Below are 16,455 nucleotides of genomic sequence, written 5' to 3'. Positions count from 1 at the left end.
ATTTTAAAGTGGAAATAGTTATGGCAGAAACCTATCATCTGTTATAATGTTCATCAAATTCATCAATTTCAACATAAATATAACATTTTTTATCTGGGAGCTTTTGTCGAATTTTCTCCTCAATACTATTGATAATTCCGTAACCATGCGCTTCTTCACTACTTATAATATCTATTTTTGCTGCAATCAAGATTTCTGTTGGACCTAGATGAGTCGTTCTAATATTGATGACTTGTTTAATTTCAGGACGTTCAAATGCTGATAAAATTTTAGAAAGGTCACTGTCTGTCACTCTCTCCCCGACAATCAAACTATAAAATTCTCTTGTCAAGAAAATCGCTGCAGCCATAAGTAAAAAGCCAATTAAAAGACCACTTATTGCATCAAATAATGGATTAGACGTAAACATCGTCAAAACAGTTCCTAAAAGCGCCAAGAGTAGTCCAATAATTGCACATAAATCCTCAGCAAAAATAACCAAAATTTCGCTGTGACGACTCTCATGTAAAAACTTGAAAATAGGTAATTTATCTGTATTCAACTCCGCAATTTCTTTAAATGCAATTCGCAATGATGACCCTTCAATCAACATACCAACAAGCAAAATTACAATAACAATCCAAGGATTTTCAACTGAGTGCTCAGGATGAATAAGCTTTTCAAATGCCTCCATCACACCAATCACTCCTCCACCAAAAAATAGAAACGTTGCAACAATCATGCTAAAAAAGTATTTCGCTCGCGCCTCACCAAATTGATGCAGATTACTTGAAGCCTGTTTCGCTTGCCTGTCACCGAAGAGTAACAAGATCTGATTACCACAGTCTACAACCGAATGAATGCTCTCGTTAAGCATCGCAGCGGAGCCAGACAACCCAAAACCAATAAATTTACTGATTGCCACCAAAACATTGGCACCAAGCGCTGCAAATACAGCAAACATCCCTGAATTTTTCTTTTCTTTTTCCATATACTCCTCTATATCATTTTAATCTAATTTAACACAAGCTCAATTATATCAAGATGTGAAGCTGTTTGTCCAGAACTCAGGAAAATCAAGAAAACTTAGAGATAAGACTTACTCATTATAAGCATTTATATACAGTCCCAAAGAGCAGACCTTCATTACAAAATAGAAAATCTCGAAACAAAACAAAATTTCTTAGAAGTTTTATATCTTTATTTTTCTCCAATCTTGTCATCTTAGTCAAACCAAAAATGAAGTCTGAGATGCTATCTAATTTATTATGATACATAAAAATTCCGTCAAATTTGACGGAATTTCTTATCCTTTTTAGAGTTTCTCACCATTTGAAGCAATTACCTCTTTGTACCAGTCAAAAGATTTCTTCTTAGAGCGTTGACCTGTACCATGACCTAAATCATCCAAATCAACATAAATAAACCCATAACGCTTACTCATCTCACCAGTAGAAGCCGATACCAAATCAATACATCCCCAAGGCGTATAACCCATGAGTTCCACACCATCTTCTATCGCTTGATTCATGGCAATAATATGTTTTCTCAGATAGTCAATCCGATAATCGTCATTAATCGACCCATCTTCTTCAACTTTATCAATCGCTCCTAAACCATTTTCAACAACAAACAGTGGAACTTGGTAGCGACCATAGAGATCATTTAAAGCATAACGTAAACCATCAGAATCCACTGCCCAGCCCCATTCACTTTCCTGTAAGAATGGATTTTTGACTCCACCAAGTACCATATTGCCACTTGCAGAAGTCCCTTCACCAGTTTTTGATTCTACTGTTGACATATAATAACTAAACCCGATATAGTCCACACAACCATTTTTGAGTAAAATTAAATCTTCTTCTGTAATCTCCAAATCTTCCGATTTGACACCATATTTTTCATGTAAACGCTGAGTAAACACAGGATATTCTCCACGCACTTGCACATCGTTACAAAAATAATTAAACTCCTGAATACTTTGTTGAGTCGCAATCTGATTAATTGGATTGGAATCAAACGAATAAGTCGTAGAATAAATACTCATACAACCAATCTGTAAATCTTTCTTTAGCTCATGCCCAAACTTAACTGTTTCAGCACTTGCTACAAATTGATTATGCCAGGCCTGAAAGACATTTGTCTTATCAGCGCCACCATTGGACGGAACCAAGCCTTGACTAAGTGCAGAGAAAAAAGTAGCTGAGTTGATTTCATTAAAAGTCATCCAATATTTAACTTTATCTTGATAACGTGTAAGGAGAACTTTAGCATAGCGAACATAGAATTCAATCAAAGCACGATTTTTCCATCCACCATATTCTTTAGCTAGATGCAAAGGCATTTCATAGTGCGAAATCGTGATAACTGGCTCAATCCCATATTTTAAACATTCATCAATCAAACAATCATAAAAATGTAAACCCGCCTCATTTGGCGTCGTTTCATCTCCTTTAGGAAAAATTCTTGACCAAGCAACCGAAAACCGATAAGCTTTAAAACCCATTTCCGCAAATAGTGCAATATCTTCTTTAAAATGACGATAATGGTCAATCCCATAATGATTAGGATAAACGTAGTGCTTTTCATCAATCGTCCAATCAAACTCTGGAGAAGCAAGGATACTCATGCGCTGTTTCCCACCGGGCATCGCATCAGCAACAGAAAGTCCCTTTCCATCAACATCATAAGCACCTTCCAATTGATTGGCTGCTGTCGCACCACCCATAAAAAATCATTTTTAAATCCCATTTTGTCTCCTTATTTTTAGTTTTTTATCATTTAGTTCTTCTACCTGTTGATGTTTTTACTATGCAGGATTTGCCACCAACTGAGTGGTTTGCGCTGCAACCGCTGTTATCAGCATATCATCTTTACTAACAAATTTCTTATCCGTTGCAATGACATCCATATAATCATCAGTGTTTGTCACAATTATCGGAACTTGCGTACTATATCCAGCATTTTGAATTCCTACAATATCAAATTTAACAAGCAAATCTCCTTTTTTAACAGTTTGTCCTTGTTTTACAAAAGCTTCAAAATATTTTCCATCAAGTTGCACAGTATCTATGCCGACATGAATCAAAATTTCTGTGCCCTGATTTGAAACGAGTCCCACTGCATGTTTGGTTGGAAACATAATCATAACTGTTCCATCAAAAGGTGCTCTCACTTCACCAACTGTCGGTTCAACTGCTGCGCCTTTCCCCATGATTTCTGCTGAAAAAGCAGGATCTTTTACTTCTGCAAGTGAAAGAACATTTCCTTCGATAGGTGTTAAAATAACTTCTTTTTCTGTTGTTGGTTTAAAATTTATAGGATTTTTAGAAGTTTCTTCAATAGGTTCGCTGCTATCATCTTCAAAACCTAATATCCAAGTCAATCCAAAACCAGCAATAACTGAAATAGCACATAAAATCATCATTGTTATTGCACCAGAAACATTTCCGTCAAGCGAAATATTGGCAGTAAAACTAAATATTCCAAACGCTGCCATTGTATACGCTTTAACTCCCAATGCCATTGCTGCTGCACAGATTACTGCACTGACAATACATGAAGCCCAGAACGGACGTTTTTTAGGGAGGGTAATCCCATAAATCGCGGGTTCCGTAACACCAAACCACCCTGAAATAAAAGCTGGTATTGCAAGTTCACGCAAACGTTTATCTTTAGTTTTCATCATAACAGCACCTACAGCACCAGTTTGTGCAAAGGAAGCCGTACTTGCTGCTGTTAAAAGTGTTGTAGGCTCACCTTGTGCAAGAGCAATGATTACAAATGGTACAAGCGCCCAGTGAAGTCCAAACATTACCATAATTTGCCAAGTGAATCCAAGAACCAATCCAAAAATGATTGGACTAAATCCTTGAAGCGCCATCAATCCTTTACCAAGAGCATCAGAAATAACATTCATCACTGGACCGATGATTAAAAATCCCAAAGGAATCGTAATCAATGCTGTAAAAAACGGTGTCAAAAAGAGTTTAACTACATCAGGAATAATTTTCTTAAGTTGATGTTCGAGAAAGGCTGCAAATGCTGTAATTGCGATAATCGGCATAACCGAAGAACCGTAACCTGCAACAGGAACAGAAAATGGAATACCAAAGAAACTTAAACCACCACTTTCCGCAAAAGTTTTTGCCACTGAACCATCGACAAATCCAGGATAAACAATCGCAGCCGCAATCATCATCCCAACAAATGGCGAACCCTTGAATTTCTTCATTGCTGTGTAACCAATGAAAATAGGAAGGAATAAGAAAAGTCCATCTCCCATCGCATGAATTACTGCATAAGTTGACGATGCCTGAAATCCTTTACCAAGTGCAAAGGAAAGAATCGCATTCAATCCCTTAAGCATCCCTGCTGCTGCAAGTGGTGCCAAAATAGGTTGAAAAATTCCAGAAATCAATTCAACAAAACGGTCAAAAAGGCTTCCTTTTGGTGCTGTATCGGCAGCAGATGTATCTAGCTTTCCGATGACTGTATCTACATCTGCTCGCACATCTGGCACATGGTTACCAATGACAACTTGATACTGTCCTCCAGCTTGCATAACGGTGACCACACCGTCCATTTTCTTTAGGACATCGGTATTTGCTTTTTTCTCATCTTTGAGTTTAAAGCGCAACCGCGTCACACAATTTGTTAGTGAGAGGATATTTTCTTTGCCTCCCACATTTGCTACAATGTCTTTTGCAAGAGCTTCATATTTGCCCATTACAAACCTCCAAAATAATATATTTTTTAGAGGTTTCGCCAACTTAATGTCACGATCCAATTGTTACCAAGATTAATTTTTCTGGATTTTTTCCAGAATTCGCGCAATATGCACGGTCATATAAATTTGCTCACTTTGAGAAACTTGATAAGCGCGTGTTTGTTTCAAAAACTCACTTATTTTTGATGTTCCGAGGTAAGCTCTAGGGTATTTACGAACGATGAGTTCAAATAAATCCTCATCTGCCGTTTCATCAGATATTGACCCAGACAAGATACGTTCAGCAAAAAACTTGAGATGTGTGATAAAACGTTGAAAATAGGCATCTTGCTCGTTAAAATTGACTTGTAAGGTGTATTTTAATGTTGTTAGGATTTCTTCCATAAGTTTAGTCAACTGAGTCGCATACTCATGTCCACTGCCCAGTGTTCCATTGACAATATGCATCGCCAAGAAACCTGCTTCATCTTCTGGCAATGAAATTCCCAGCTCTTGTTTTACTTTTTCCAATGTTCCTAGACAAATTTTGAACTCTTCGGGGAAAAATCTTTTAATATCCCACAGCAAGAAATTTTTGATGACAATATTTTCTTTTGCACGAATGATTGCTGCATTGAGATGGTCAGCAAAAGAAATTAAAACTGTATCTGAGATTTCTTTTTGGAACTTCGCTTTCGCTTCAGAAAGCGTGACCATTGATAACTCAATGATGTGACTTGGAATTTCTGAAAGAATTTCATAAAAATTCTGCTTATCAGTACCAGCTTTCAGAGAAAAAATCTTTTCTATTTTTTCATCCTCTACAAACTCTCCTGACTTTTTTCCAAATCCAAGACCTAGTCCATAAGAATAGTCTCTTCTCCGTTTTCATTCTTCGCAATGACCACATTATTGTTCAGAACTTTTTTGATTTTCAAATTTTACTCCATTATTTCACAAAAAAGACCTTACCCACCCCATAATATAAGGTATGATAAGGTCTAGCTTAACTTAATAATCACTATCCATTTTTCGTGAAAACGTTTTATTTGAGTATAAGTATAACATTTCAAGAAATCGTTGTCAACAATAAATTAGAATATATATTTTATTTATTATTATTTCTGCGTAGCTGCTTGAATAAAGGCAAGCACTTCGTCTTTTTTGCCCTCATGCAGGTCACGGACAATTTTTGATCCGACGATGACACCGTCAGCGACTTTGTTAAAGCGCTCAACATCTGACAGGCTAGAAACACCAAAACCAACGCAGACTGGGACTTCTGTCAGTACTGACAGCTGACGTAAATGCTCGTCTAGCTCGTCAGAATAGGCATTTTCTTTTCCTGTCACGCCGTTGATAGCGACAGCATAGACAAAGCCTTCGGCATTTTTGACCAATTCTTTTTGACGCTCAGTACCTGTGGTCAGGCTGACAAGCTGGACGAGGGCAATGTCTTTGTCACCGATAAAATCTGTGATAAAATTTTGCGCTTCCATTGGCACATCAGGGACAATCAAACCTTTGACAGGCGTTTCTGTCAGTGCTGACAGAAATTTGTCTGTGCCGTATTGATAGACAGGATTCATGTAAGTCATGATGACCAAAGGCACAGAAGATTTGACAGTTTTCAAAGTCGCTACAATGTCTGTCAGATTGATATTTTTCGCTAGCGCACGCAGTCCTGCCTGCTCAATGACAGGACCGTCAGCCACAGGGTCGGAAAATGGCACTCCGATTTCGATGGCCGAAGCCCCAGCAGCTGCCAGCGCTGAAATTGTTTCTTGCAGTCCATCCAGCCCTTTTTCATGGTCACCTGCCATGATGTAGGGAATAAAGATTTTGCTAATGTTTTTTAAATGTTTTTCTAATGTTTTCATTGTTTCACCATTTCTATTTTATTTTACTATTGCGGATTGCCATTTCCCCAAGCAGACATTGGTCCACGTGGTCCGTCAGGAACAGCCCGTCCTTCGTCATAGACCCACACGATTGCTTTAGGAAATTCGGTGCGAAAGCTGCCCAAATATCGTTGCAAAACAGGCGACAAGATGATTTCTGCGTCTTCGCCACGCATTTTTCTGCGTACCCCTGTTTTTAATTTTTGGAACAATTCTTTAGCTGCCAAATATTCGACATCTGCGCCAAACTCAACCTGCGCTTTCTTCAACTCCGCCTCAGCGTCCTTTGCTGTAAATGGCAGAATCGAATTCATCGACAGCATGTTGACATCGTAAACAAAATATTTTTTCATTTTATTTTACCTGATTTTCTTGCTCCAAAAACTTATCTTCTAAAATCTCGCGCCAGGCTTTCGCATGATTGATAAAGCCAAGATGTCCGCCAGCTAAGCGAACAAAATCGCAATCTAGCCTTTCACTGCAAGCTTTAGGAGGCTGCGCTAACCAGACTTTTTTATCTAAAGTCCACTCACCTGCCGCAAAAATCATTTTGTTCTTTAACTTCTCCAAGACAGCAAAGTCGGGCAAGAAATTTGTTACGGCTAACAGCTCCTGCTCAATGAAAATCTTGTCAGCAAGTCCATCTTCAATCTTTGGCAAGCTTTCCTTTTTGGCTTCTGTACGTAGATAGCGTTTCAGATAAAAATCTGCTAAAAGCGGCTCAATCGTAAAACGCTCTACGATTCCCATGCCAAACTTTGTCGCTGCCTTAGAAGCCCCTTTATCCAGCGCTAACTGATAGCAATCGCTCATGAAAGTCTGCCATTTTTCAGGATTTTCCGCCAAATGAGTCAAAGGCGGCTCATGAAAAATCGCCTTTCTGACCGTATCTGGAAAATCTTGCAACATTTTCAGCGCAATCACTGCACCACTACTATTGCCAAGCAGATAAGCGGAATTTTCGCCAGTCGCATGAAGCACGGCTTTAGCGTCTCGCACCTGCTGTGCTAAATCAAAATGCTCAGGAAAATGTGCCGTAGAGCGACCATTAGCACGTCGGTCATAGCTTATCACCTTGAAATGCTCAGCCAGCTGGTCTGCGAGTGGAAGAAAGCTGTCTCCCTCACCGCCACCACCTGCAATGCAAAGGAGCGGCAAACCCTGACCCGTGATTTTATAAACCAATGTATCTCCATCTATCTCAACTTGTCCATAAGTTCGCTCTCTCATTGTGTCCGCCTGCTTTTCAGTGTTTTCATAACTTTCCTCAATCACAATAATGTTTTCTCAAATAAATTACAACAAAAATTGTGAGTAAAATGCTACCCAATATCGCCCAAATTAATCCTAACAGTATGCCTAGCTGTGATTTGAATAACAAAGCAGCAATTTCCACTGGTACAACAAATAGTATCAACCAAGCGATAATGAAACCCCCCTTTTTGTCTGCGGTCTCAACCCCCAACCAAAACGTCGAGGGCGAAACATCCTTTTTTTATCGCTCATTTTTTACCAAAATTTCCTCTGTCGTCTGGATTTCTCCAATCTTTGGAAACTCATCTTTGATAATTTTTTCATAACCAGGAGCACTTCTATCCGCCGTTGCGTCACTCACGAGCACCACGTCAAACCCTTGCGCTACGGCATCTTTTGCTGATTTAAAAACGCCATTACTTGTAGAAATTCCTGAAAAGAAAACTTTCGTGATGCCTTGTGCTTTCAACTTTTCAACTAAACCTGCGTCAGACTGCGTGAAAATTGACGGACCAAATTTGACGACTTCGCGGGCACCTGAGATGTCAGTGATGAGCTGTTTTCCAAAGGCTCGTCCCCAACTTTTAAGCAAAAATTTGGGTTGCACGCTAGTCACATAAACAGGACAATTTTCCGTCAGAAAAGCGGTCATCAGCGCGCGATTGTTCGCCTCAATCTCCGTCCAACTGTGCGGATAGGGGTGTTTCGCAATTTTTTGAATGCCAGCGTTCAAATCTACCACGATTAATGCTGAGTTTTTCATTTTTTATTTGCTCTCATTCATTTCTCAATGTCTTTTTTATACATCTTTTCATAATGCTCCAAACTCGTCTCGCCAGTTTCCAGACGTTCTTTGATTTGATTAACGTCCTTGTCGCCACGACCAGACAGGCAGACAATCATGCTCTTTTCTTTGCCGAGTTTCTTGGCGAGTTTGACCGCGTAGGCAATGGCGTGCGAGCTTTCGAGCGCTGGGATAATGCCTTCTTGACGACTGAGGAGTTGAAAAGCCTCGACCGCTTCATCGTCGGTAATATCGACGTATTTTGCTCGTCCAATCGCGTTGAAATAGCTGTGTTCAGGACCGATGCCTGGATAGTCCAGACCCGCAGAAATACTGAAAGCTTCGAGGATTTGACCATTTTCGTCCTGCAGGACATCCATCAGTTGACCGTGGAGAATGCCAGGGCGACCGCTGGTGATGGTTGCCGCATTGTAAGGGCTATCAACACCTAAACCAGCCGCCTCAACGCCGTACATTTCGACACTTTCGTCATTGACAAAAGGATAGAACAACCCCATCGAGTTTGAACCGCCGCCGACACAGGCGACCAGCGCGTCAGGCAGTTTGCCCTCTTTTTCGAGAAATTGCGCTCGCGCCTCACGCCCGATGACCGCCTGATAGTCGCGCACAATCTCAGGATAAGGGTGTGGTCCAAGGACGGATCCCATGACATAGTGCGTGTCCTCGACATTTGCCACCCACGCACGCAGAGCCGCATTGACCGCGTCTTTGAGCACGCGCGAACCGTCCGTCACGCTGTGAACTTTCGCCCCAGCAGCTCCATACGAAAAACATTGAGCGCCTGACGCTTGACATCTTCTTCTCCCATATAAATCGTGCATTCCATGCCGAAAAGTGCCGCCGCCGTTGCCGTTGCGACCCCGTGCTGTCCTGCGCCAGTCTCAGCAATCACTTTATTTTTGCCCATTTTGCGCGCGAGTAGGACTTGTCCAAGCGCGTTGTTGATTTTGTGCGCACCAGTATGATTGAGGTCTTCGCGCTTCAGGTAAATCTTGGCGCCACCTGCATATTCGGTCAAACGTTTTGCGAAATAGAGCGGATTTTCACGTCCAACATAATCTTTGAGCAAATAATCCAGCTCTGCCTGAAAATCAGGGTCTTGCTTACTCTCTTCGTAAGCCGTTTCGAGTTCTTTGACCGCCGTCATCAGCGTTTCAGGGACGAATTGTCCACCGAATTTGCCGTAAAAGCCGCGTTCGTCTGGTTGGTTGTAGATCATTTTTTGTTCTCCTCTTATCTATTCATGTTATTGTCCCATGAGCCGATTGATTAAATTTTCCTCCTCGCTCCAATCCTGTAAAATCACAAGTTTTTCAGGAAAACGATGCGTGAGTTTTAGGATTTTCCTACGGTCACGAAGATTGAAAGTTAAAATATCAAATGAAGTCAAGACTTATTCAATGGGAGTTTCAACTCCCATTGAATTTAGTCGGGCGAAATTCAAAGTTAGTGCTGCTTCATCCCCCACCTAAGAGATGGGGATGTTAGCATGCACTTGGTTTGATAAAAATTGTATGCTACGGAAAAAGCCTAATTTTTGATCATCTGCTCCATTTGGCAAACGTTCTGTTTCGTTTCCCCGTCTTTTCAAGGCACGTTTTGAAGTGATTACTTCATCAGTAGGGAAGCTTTCTCCCCTACTGATGTTAGTAGAATGAATGCAAAGCTTAGTGCTGCTAAATCTCGCACCTAAGAGGTGGGAGATTTAGCAGCCACTTGCTTGGTAAAGCAATCAAGTGGCTTGCTGTCTAATAATACCACGAGTTCTGAACGCTCGATACGCTCAGCTAAGCCACATTCTGCAAAGGTGCCGTCAAGCACCCAATACTCCCCGGCAAGAATTTTCCTTTGCTCTGCTAAAAATTCAGCTTTCGTGCAGTGCGTCCAATTTTCCTGCCAATAAAGTTTATCCAATGAAAAATGTGGCAAATCTAGCTCTTGAGCGAGCTTTTCGGCGAGATAGCTCTTGCCCGAAGCCGTATTTCCAAAACAACTGATTTTATTTATCATAAATGCTCCAAAAACCACCTTTCAGCTTGTGCTTGAATTTTCTCTGCGTCAGGATGGGCATAGAATGCAAGGTGTGTGCCATTTTTTACCATGATAAGTTGACTCTTGTTCAGGCATTTGTGTGCATTTTCACTGTAAAAAGGAAGCACATCAGTATCGACCTCACCTTGAACAATAAGCACTGGACAGCGGATTTTTTCTAACTCTAGGCTGTCGATTTTGGCATAATTTTTCACATCATTGTCCCAGCCTGGCTTTCGTTTGCCGACCCAGTTCATGGTTTTTGCCACATCAAGAACGGCTTTACGCTGCGCTGGATGCGCCATCACGTTTTCTGTCTGTTTCTGGACTTCTGCATCGCTGAGCTTTCCCTCACCTGCCAAAGCACCGCTGATGATCTGTTTTGGTGCAACATTTGCCAGAAAATGAACAAGAGATTTCCCAAAGGTTGTGCCGTAAAGAAACCTGTCGGATGCGGGATAAGGTGGGCAAATCCAGCGCTCACTCACTGCGGCAATCATCACCATGGTCGAAATCTGCTCTGGATAGCGCACCGCCAAACGGTAAGCAGACGGACCGCCACCTGACCATGCCAAAACTGCCGCACGTTTTATCTGTAAACTTTCTAGCAAGCTGGCAATCAAATCAGCTTCGTGGTCAATCGAATCATTTTTTCCATTTAGCGGTGTTCCGAGATAACCGGGTCGTGAAAAGGCAATTTTTTGAAATTTGTCTGATGGTAAAAAATCATGCATCATTTTTGCACCGTCCCAGCCGCCAGGACTGCCATGGATAGCAATAACTGGAAGTCCTGTTCCTTCTATCTCTACTTCGATTTTTCCCTGTTTTGTCGTGATGATTTCTGGCATTTTGCTCCTTTCAGCATTGATTTTCAAGCATTTCTCGAAATAAATTCAATCCGATTTCCGCTTGGTTCGTAAATCATAAAATGGCGCGCTTCTGTTGTGCCGAGGTTTTCTGGTGCAAACTCAATCTTGATAGCTTGCCAGTTCTTTATTTTGGCAAATAACTGGTCGAGTTGCTCATGATTTTGAACACGAAAAGCGAGATGATGGAGTCCAACATGATGCTGTCGATCAAAATCCAGAGTCTCAGCATCATCTTTTGCCTGCCAGAGCGTGATCATGACCGCGCTATCCGCGACAAACACCGCTGGATATTCTGGGCGCTCGCCAACTTTTTCGAAACCTAAGCAGTTGATGAAAAAGTTGCTGCTGGCTGTTAAATCTTTCACGGTCAGACCGAAGTGGTCTATGCCAGATGTTGAATACGACATTTTTTATCCTCCTCAATCTATAACAAATCAAACAACTCTTTCAAACTTTCAACTTCCAAATCTGGTTCATAAGCCTTTAAAATTGGCACTTGATAAGCTCCAAAGCCTTGTTTGACCCATATCGTTTTCATTCCAAGTTGTTTGGCTGGAAAAATATCATTATCCAGTCTATCTCCAATCATACAAGCATTTTCTGGTTCACAGTCACTGGATTTCAGTGCTATTTTGAATATTTCCAAGTTTGGTTTTGCGATACCAAGGTCTGCGGATGAATGAATAAAATCCACTTTATCTTGTAACTGCCATTTTTTCAAAAGTTCTGCACCTGTCAGCGATTGATTGGCAATGATTCCTATTTTATAGTACTGTCGCAATTTGTCTAAGAGCGGTAAGGTCTCTGCATAGAGTTGCTCAAATTGATGAGGATAGGGCGCTATTTTGTCGCTCCCTAAGTTTTTCATGACTGTAAAATATTGCGATTCATAACGTTTTGAAGCATTGCACATTTCTTGAAAGAATTGTTGTTCAGTCATTGAAATATCTTGCTCTGCAAGGAGTTTCACACTTTCTCTGATTCGTGCTTCTTGCGCTTTCTCTTCGTTGACAAGTGTGGAGCCCAGGTCAAAGAAAAGCCATTTTATATTTTTAAACTTAGTCATAATTCTTCTCTCAAAATTCCATATTTCACCGAATCATACCAATTTCCCTGCCAAAAGCGAACTTTGCGTATTTGTCCCTCACGTTTTAAGCCGCATTTTTCACCTAGTCTCATCATACCTGGATTTCCTGACCAAGTGGTGAAGCCGAGGTGTTGGATTTCTGGATAAGTTTCAAAAAGTTGCTGCATCCAAATCGGTACAACACCTTTGCCAATGCCTTTACCCCAAAGTTTGCTGTCATAGATGACAAGTCCAAACTCCAGCCATTTTTGCAAGTCGCCATCTTCCCAATAGCTCGAAAGTTGCCCAACAATGCGGTTTTGATAGATAATCAGTGCAAAATTCGGTTGATTGATTTTGGGAGTGATTTTTGCTGAAAATTCTTCCCAGCTCAAAATTGGGTCTTGGAAATATGGTCCGTTGTAGTCCATCCATTTCAAATCGGCTTTTGGGCCATAGCTGATTTCCCACAATTCTCGTAAATACGCTTTTTGAACGGGGCGAATGGTTACTTCGCTTTCAGTTTCCATTTTCCAGCGCCTTTAATTTTTCTAAAATCAATTTATCTTTGTGCTTACCATTGCGCCAACTGTCGTGGATTGCTGCCTCATAAATTTTGATGTTTTGCTGAAGATTGGGCAAATAAAATTCGCCGAGTTCACTTTTTGATAAAGCTGTAAAATCAACGTTAGCATAGCTTTCCAGCGTTTCAACATTGGCAAAACCAACATGAATATTACCCTTTTCAAACTTATGCTCATGCAGGTCAATCAAATGGTAGCCTAACTCTTCCATCAGCACTGACAATCGCTCAAATTGCACAAAATCAGACAGTCGAAGCTGAATGTCGATATCATCAGGATTGGTCGAAAAACCAGTCACCAACTGGGTGGCAATGCTTCCCATCAGATAAGGTATGATGCCATGTGCATTGAGCTTTTGCGAGATAGTCTGAAATGCTGTCAGCAAATAGTCATAACGTGCCAGACTTGCACTTTGGATGAAAGCACGAATTTTCATCAAATCCTTGACCCCATCCGTTTCCACGCCAGACGACACATCCACACCATAGAAGTTAGAAAAATCCTGAAAATACTGCACCGCGTTAACCACGTTGTCAGGATTCAATCCACCAGCCACAAAAAAGGGCAATTTGAAATCGTTGCTACTTACAGATTGCCAGTCAAAAGACTGACCGCTGCCACCTGAGCTGCTATCCAAAAGCAAAATAACATTTTCGTATTGGATGGTCTTTGCAAAATCACTGACAGCTTTAATCACAGGCACTGACAACTGACGAATATAGCTCATATCTTCGTCACCGTGGAGCTGCACAAGGTCAAGTCCAGCAGTCGCCACTGCATTTTTGACAAATTCAATCGGTTCATTGACGAATACGCCAACTTTTTTGACCGACTTCGGCACATCGGCTGTCAGTACTGACAGCTCTTCTGGCGTGATTTGACGGCGCGATTTTGACAGGATAAAGCCAAGGTGTGTCGCACCATTTTTGACCGCCTCATCAACAGCGGATTTTGTGCGGAGCCCGCAGATTTTGATGTTCATTTTTTAATCCCCCGAACTCCCTTGAAAAAATTTTTGTTGTAATTCCAACGGTTAAGACGCTACCTAATGCAGTAAACACTAACCATAAAACGACCGTTTGACTTACCTCCCAACCGCTAAAGCAGATAACCAGGCGCCCCATGAGACGATTGTCCAGCCCCTTGCACGCAGTAATTTTACTTTTTCAGAGGTATCTTTCAGCTCTATCATTGCTTGAATCAGCGTTCCCTCAAAAAGCAACCAGTTGCCAAGACAAGCAATCCACAAAATAATCGTGTTCATCTTCTCTCTACTTTCAATTCTGTCAGTGCTGACAAAACATTGTCAGACTGCATCAACGCCGTCCCCACCAAAATTCCGTTGAAACCGTCCGCAACTAATTCTGCCTCGGCAGTGCCAAAAATGCCACTCTCCGAAATATAGATATTTTCAGGCTTGAAAAATTGCACCAAATCCAGCGAATTTTGCAAACTGACCTCGAATGTCTTGAGATTACGATTATTCACGCCGATAATCTTTGCGCCAAGTGCGTGCGCGCGGTCAAGTTCGGGCTTATTATGCGTTTCGACCAGCACTTCAAGTCCTAACGAAATTGCATAATCATAAAGCTCGCGCAATTTTTCATCGTCATTTGCAAAGCAAGCGACAATCAACAAAATCACCGTTGCACCAGCGTTGATTGCACGGTCAATCTGCTTTTTGTCGATGATAAAATCCTTGTTGAGCGTCGGAATGCTAACGGCATTAGAAATTTCACGCAAATATTCAATATCGCCCTTAAAAAACACTGGGTCGGTCAGCACCGAGATCATCGCTGCGCCTGCCTTTTCGTAACTTTTTGCCTGCGCTACCAAATCCACCTCGGTGTTGATGTCGCCAAGACTAGGCGAGGCTTTTTTGCACTCTGCAATGACTTGGAGCTGATCAGTGTGCGTTCGCAAAAAGTCATAGAGCTTGTAGGTTTTGCGCACTTTCCCCACTTCTTCGTTTGGCATTTCTGCGACTTCTTGCGCTTTCTGTGCCAAGATAGTCTCTAAAAATTTTCCCTGTTCAATGTTCATATTTCCGTTATTTCTTCCTTCCCCAAGTATTCCAGAGCGTCAAAATCCAGCCTAATCACATAAGGCATCACATCTGCAATCCGCATAAATTCTGTCACACTAAAACTTGGCTCATAATAATTCAAAATGGTTGAAAGCGCTGTACCATGTGTACCAATAATGAGCGATTGCCCTTTATTTTCCGTCAAAATCTGCTTCAGTGTATGAATATTTCGCTCTTGTACTTGTTGCAAACTCTCGCCATTTTCAGGTTGCCACGAAAAATCTGCCCACATTCTTTTTATAAGCTCATCAAAATTGATTTTTCGTTGCCCTCGTTCACGTTCACGGAAGTTATAGACTTCTTGAATATCCAAATTTTTATCTTTTGCAATCGGCTCAACCGTCTGCATTGCGCGCTTATAAGTACTTGAAAAAATTTCATTGATTTTGATATCTTCAAAAATTTCAACTAACTTATCGGCACGTTTCAAACCTTCATCGGTCAAAGGATGTTCCCCATCAGCTATCCCATCCGCATAATCAGGCACTGAGTGCCGAATAAAATAGATTATTGTCATATTTCCTCTCCCCACTTCCCAATCACAAACTTAAAATTCCGACGCCTTTTCTTTTTGAATGAAAAATGTGGACTTTGACTATCAAAAATCAAGACACTTTTCCCTATCCAAATTCTAACATAATAGGACTTCGGCTTATCAATTTGAGGTGCCGTTTTTATGCGCACCTCGCTACCGTCAGTGTGTTCAATTTCCACACTTTTTCCAAAACCAAAACGATTATTGTCAAGGTCAAAACCGATTTCTATGAAAATTTTGTTCATAGGTCAATCGCCATCATGAAATCCTCGTGCCCCAAGCGCTCATTTTTAAAGGCACTACTCGTCAACACAAAGCCCATTTTCTCATAAAATCCAACGGCTGTGCCACGCGCTTCCACGATACATTTTTCAAATTTTTGCGCACGTAAATCAGCAAATAACACCTGAATCAACTGACGACCAATCCCCGATTTTTGACGTTCAGCAGTGACAGCAAAAGCACAGAGTTGAGCCGTTTTTGACGTTTTTTCAAAATAATTAACCGTGCCAATCAGCTCACCATTTTCAAAAGCACCGAAGAAAATATTTTCAACTTCGTAATCCAAATTTTCATCATAAATCTTCACCCCAGTGGTAGCCGTAAAATCTTATCCCGCAAAGCTAAAGTCTGTGCA

Annotated in this window: 19 protein-coding genes and 2 pseudogenes; all 21 read right to left on the bottom strand. The window is 41.1% G+C overall.

What is annotated here, in order from left to right:
• Positions 1-34: 34 nt before the first annotated feature.
• Positions 35-970 (bottom strand): cation diffusion facilitator family transporter, encoded by a 936-nt coding sequence (locus tag FLP15_RS07585; protein WP_142766615.1) that lies wholly within the window; start codon positions 968-970, stop codon positions 35-37.
• Positions 971-1,294: 324 nt separating this feature from the next.
• Positions 1,295-2,707 carry a glycoside hydrolase family 1 protein gene (locus FLP15_RS07580; protein ID WP_142766614.1) on the bottom strand — a complete coding sequence of 471 codons (1,413 nt, stop codon included), beginning with the start codon at positions 2,705-2,707 and terminating at the stop codon, positions 1,295-1,297.
• An 81-nt stretch (positions 2,708-2,788) separates the two neighbouring features.
• The gene (locus FLP15_RS07575; RefSeq protein ID WP_142766613.1) at positions 2,789-4,708 is read right to left on the bottom strand and encodes a beta-glucoside-specific PTS transporter subunit IIABC; all 1,920 of its coding nucleotides are present in this window, start codon (positions 4,706-4,708) and stop codon (positions 2,789-2,791) included.
• Between the two features lie 72 nt (positions 4,709-4,780).
• Positions 4,781-5,625: pseudogene (licT, locus tag FLP15_RS07570) on the bottom strand (BglG family transcription antiterminator LicT).
• Between the two features lie 180 nt (positions 5,626-5,805).
• Positions 5,806-6,567, bottom strand: coding sequence for a tryptophan synthase subunit alpha (trpA, locus tag FLP15_RS07565; RefSeq protein ID WP_142766612.1), 762 nt, complete (start codon positions 6,565-6,567; stop codon positions 5,806-5,808).
• 26 nt (positions 6,568-6,593) lie between these two features.
• On the bottom strand, positions 6,594-6,902 hold the full coding sequence (locus tag FLP15_RS07560; protein ID WP_142766611.1) for a hypothetical protein: 309 nt from the start codon (positions 6,900-6,902) through the stop codon (positions 6,594-6,596).
• Between the two features lie 40 nt (positions 6,903-6,942).
• Positions 6,943-7,863, bottom strand: a complete 921-nt coding sequence (locus FLP15_RS07555) for an alpha/beta hydrolase (RefSeq protein WP_142766610.1) — start codon at positions 7,861-7,863, stop codon at positions 6,943-6,945.
• 220 nt (positions 7,864-8,083) lie between these two features.
• Positions 8,084-8,605: a cysteine hydrolase family protein gene (locus FLP15_RS07550; RefSeq protein ID WP_142766609.1), complete on the bottom strand. Its 522-nt coding sequence runs from the start codon at positions 8,603-8,605 to the stop codon at positions 8,084-8,086.
• 17 nt (positions 8,606-8,622) lie between these two features.
• Positions 8,623-9,866, bottom strand: a pseudogene (trpB, locus tag FLP15_RS07545) (tryptophan synthase subunit beta).
• 27 nt (positions 9,867-9,893) lie between these two features.
• Positions 9,894-10,037: a hypothetical protein gene (locus FLP15_RS12735; RefSeq protein ID WP_190288265.1), complete on the bottom strand. Its 144-nt coding sequence runs from the start codon at positions 10,035-10,037 to the stop codon at positions 9,894-9,896.
• A 299-nt stretch (positions 10,038-10,336) separates the two neighbouring features.
• Positions 10,337-10,657, bottom strand: a complete 321-nt coding sequence (locus FLP15_RS07540; RefSeq protein WP_142766608.1) for a P-loop NTPase family protein — start codon at positions 10,655-10,657, stop codon at positions 10,337-10,339.
• A complete protein-coding gene (locus FLP15_RS07535) occupies positions 10,654-11,526 on the bottom strand; it encodes an alpha/beta fold hydrolase (RefSeq protein WP_142766607.1) in 873 nt (290 codons plus the stop codon). Before FLP15_RS07535 ends, FLP15_RS07540 begins: the two co-directional genes overlap by 4 nt.
• Positions 11,527-11,549: 23 nt before the next feature.
• Positions 11,550-11,954 (bottom strand): VOC family protein, encoded by a 405-nt coding sequence (locus tag FLP15_RS07530; RefSeq protein ID WP_142766606.1) that lies wholly within the window; start codon positions 11,952-11,954, stop codon positions 11,550-11,552.
• Between the two features lie 17 nt (positions 11,955-11,971).
• Positions 11,972-12,613 (bottom strand): HAD family hydrolase, encoded by a 642-nt coding sequence (locus tag FLP15_RS07525; RefSeq protein WP_142766605.1) that lies wholly within the window; start codon positions 12,611-12,613, stop codon positions 11,972-11,974.
• Positions 12,610-13,143 carry a GNAT family N-acetyltransferase gene (locus tag FLP15_RS07520; protein WP_142766604.1) on the bottom strand — a complete coding sequence of 178 codons (534 nt, stop codon included), beginning with the start codon at positions 13,141-13,143 and terminating at the stop codon, positions 12,610-12,612. The genes FLP15_RS07525 and FLP15_RS07520 overlap by 4 nt, the downstream gene beginning before the upstream one ends.
• Complete coding sequence (locus FLP15_RS07515; protein ID WP_142766603.1) at positions 13,133-14,179, bottom strand: phosphoribosylanthranilate isomerase; 1,047 nt, start codon at positions 14,177-14,179, stop codon at positions 13,133-13,135. Before FLP15_RS07515 ends, FLP15_RS07520 begins: the two co-directional genes overlap by 11 nt.
• Positions 14,180-14,281: 102 nt before the next feature.
• Positions 14,282-14,461: a hypothetical protein gene (locus FLP15_RS07510; protein WP_142766602.1), complete on the bottom strand. Its 180-nt coding sequence runs from the start codon at positions 14,459-14,461 to the stop codon at positions 14,282-14,284.
• Complete coding sequence (trpC, locus tag FLP15_RS07505; RefSeq protein WP_142766601.1) at positions 14,458-15,240, bottom strand: indole-3-glycerol phosphate synthase TrpC; 783 nt, start codon at positions 15,238-15,240, stop codon at positions 14,458-14,460. Before trpC ends, FLP15_RS07510 begins: the two co-directional genes overlap by 4 nt.
• A complete protein-coding gene (locus FLP15_RS07500) occupies positions 15,237-15,800 on the bottom strand; it encodes a histidine phosphatase family protein (RefSeq protein ID WP_142766600.1) in 564 nt (187 codons plus the stop codon). The genes trpC and FLP15_RS07500 overlap by 4 nt, the downstream gene beginning before the upstream one ends.
• Positions 15,797-16,063: a DUF3977 family protein gene (locus FLP15_RS07495; protein WP_142766599.1), complete on the bottom strand. Its 267-nt coding sequence runs from the start codon at positions 16,061-16,063 to the stop codon at positions 15,797-15,799. The genes FLP15_RS07500 and FLP15_RS07495 overlap by 4 nt, the downstream gene beginning before the upstream one ends.
• Entirely contained in the window at positions 16,060-16,407 is a 348-nt protein-coding gene (locus FLP15_RS07490) for a GNAT family N-acetyltransferase (protein ID WP_142766598.1), read from the bottom strand. Before FLP15_RS07490 ends, FLP15_RS07495 begins: the two co-directional genes overlap by 4 nt.
• Positions 16,408-16,455 lie beyond the last annotated feature (48 nt).

This window comes from Lactococcus protaetiae (genome assembly GCF_006965445.1).
Classification (GTDB): Bacteria; Bacillota; Bacilli; order Lactobacillales; family Streptococcaceae; genus Lactococcus; species Lactococcus protaetiae.
The sequence above is the reverse complement of the archived record's forward strand: the minus strand, read 5'-3'. Positions and strand labels throughout refer to the sequence as shown.

Excerpts from the sequence above, each read along its gene's own strand:
- FLP15_RS07520 (WP_142766604.1), bottom strand. The coding sequence starts at position 13,143 with ATGGAAACTGAAAGCGAAGTAACCATTCGCCCCGTTCAAAAAGCGTAT.
- FLP15_RS07530 (WP_142766606.1), bottom strand. The coding sequence starts at position 11,954 with ATGTCGTATTCAACATCTGGCATAGACCACTTCGGTCTGACCGTGAAA.
- FLP15_RS07525 (WP_142766605.1), bottom strand. The coding sequence starts at position 12,613 with ATGACTAAGTTTAAAAATATAAAATGGCTTTTCTTTGACCTGGGCTCC.
- FLP15_RS07550 (WP_142766609.1), bottom strand. The coding sequence starts at position 8,605 with ATGAAAAACTCAGCATTAATCGTGGTAGATTTGAACGCTGGCATTCAA.
- FLP15_RS07495 (WP_142766599.1), bottom strand. The coding sequence starts at position 16,063 with ATGAACAAAATTTTCATAGAAATCGGTTTTGACCTTGACAATAATCGT.
- FLP15_RS07515 (WP_142766603.1), bottom strand. The coding sequence starts at position 14,179 with ATGAACATCAAAATCTGCGGGCTCCGCACAAAATCCGCTGTTGATGAG.
- FLP15_RS07575 (WP_142766613.1), bottom strand. The coding sequence starts at position 4,708 with ATGGGCAAATATGAAGCTCTTGCAAAAGACATTGTAGCAAATGTGGGA.
- FLP15_RS07510 (WP_142766602.1), bottom strand. The coding sequence starts at position 14,461 with ATGAACACGATTATTTTGTGGATTGCTTGTCTTGGCAACTGGTTGCTT.
- FLP15_RS07500 (WP_142766600.1), bottom strand. The coding sequence starts at position 15,800 with ATGACAATAATCTATTTTATTCGGCACTCAGTGCCTGATTATGCGGAT.
- FLP15_RS07580 (WP_142766614.1), bottom strand. The coding sequence starts at position 2,707 with ATGGGTGGTGCGACAGCAGCCAATCAATTGGAAGGTGCTTATGATGTT.
- FLP15_RS07540 (WP_142766608.1), bottom strand. The coding sequence starts at position 10,657 with ATGATAAATAAAATCAGTTGTTTTGGAAATACGGCTTCGGGCAAGAGC.
- trpC (WP_142766601.1), bottom strand. The coding sequence starts at position 15,240 with ATGAACATTGAACAGGGAAAATTTTTAGAGACTATCTTGGCACAGAAA.
- FLP15_RS07535 (WP_142766607.1), bottom strand. The coding sequence starts at position 11,526 with ATGCCAGAAATCATCACGACAAAACAGGGAAAAATCGAAGTAGAGATA.
- FLP15_RS07585 (WP_142766615.1), bottom strand. The coding sequence starts at position 970 with ATGGAAAAAGAAAAGAAAAATTCAGGGATGTTTGCTGTATTTGCAGCG.
- trpA (WP_142766612.1), bottom strand. The coding sequence starts at position 6,567 with ATGAAAACATTAGAAAAACATTTAAAAAACATTAGCAAAATCTTTATT.
- FLP15_RS07560 (WP_142766611.1), bottom strand. The coding sequence starts at position 6,902 with ATGAATTCGATTCTGCCATTTACAGCAAAGGACGCTGAGGCGGAGTTG.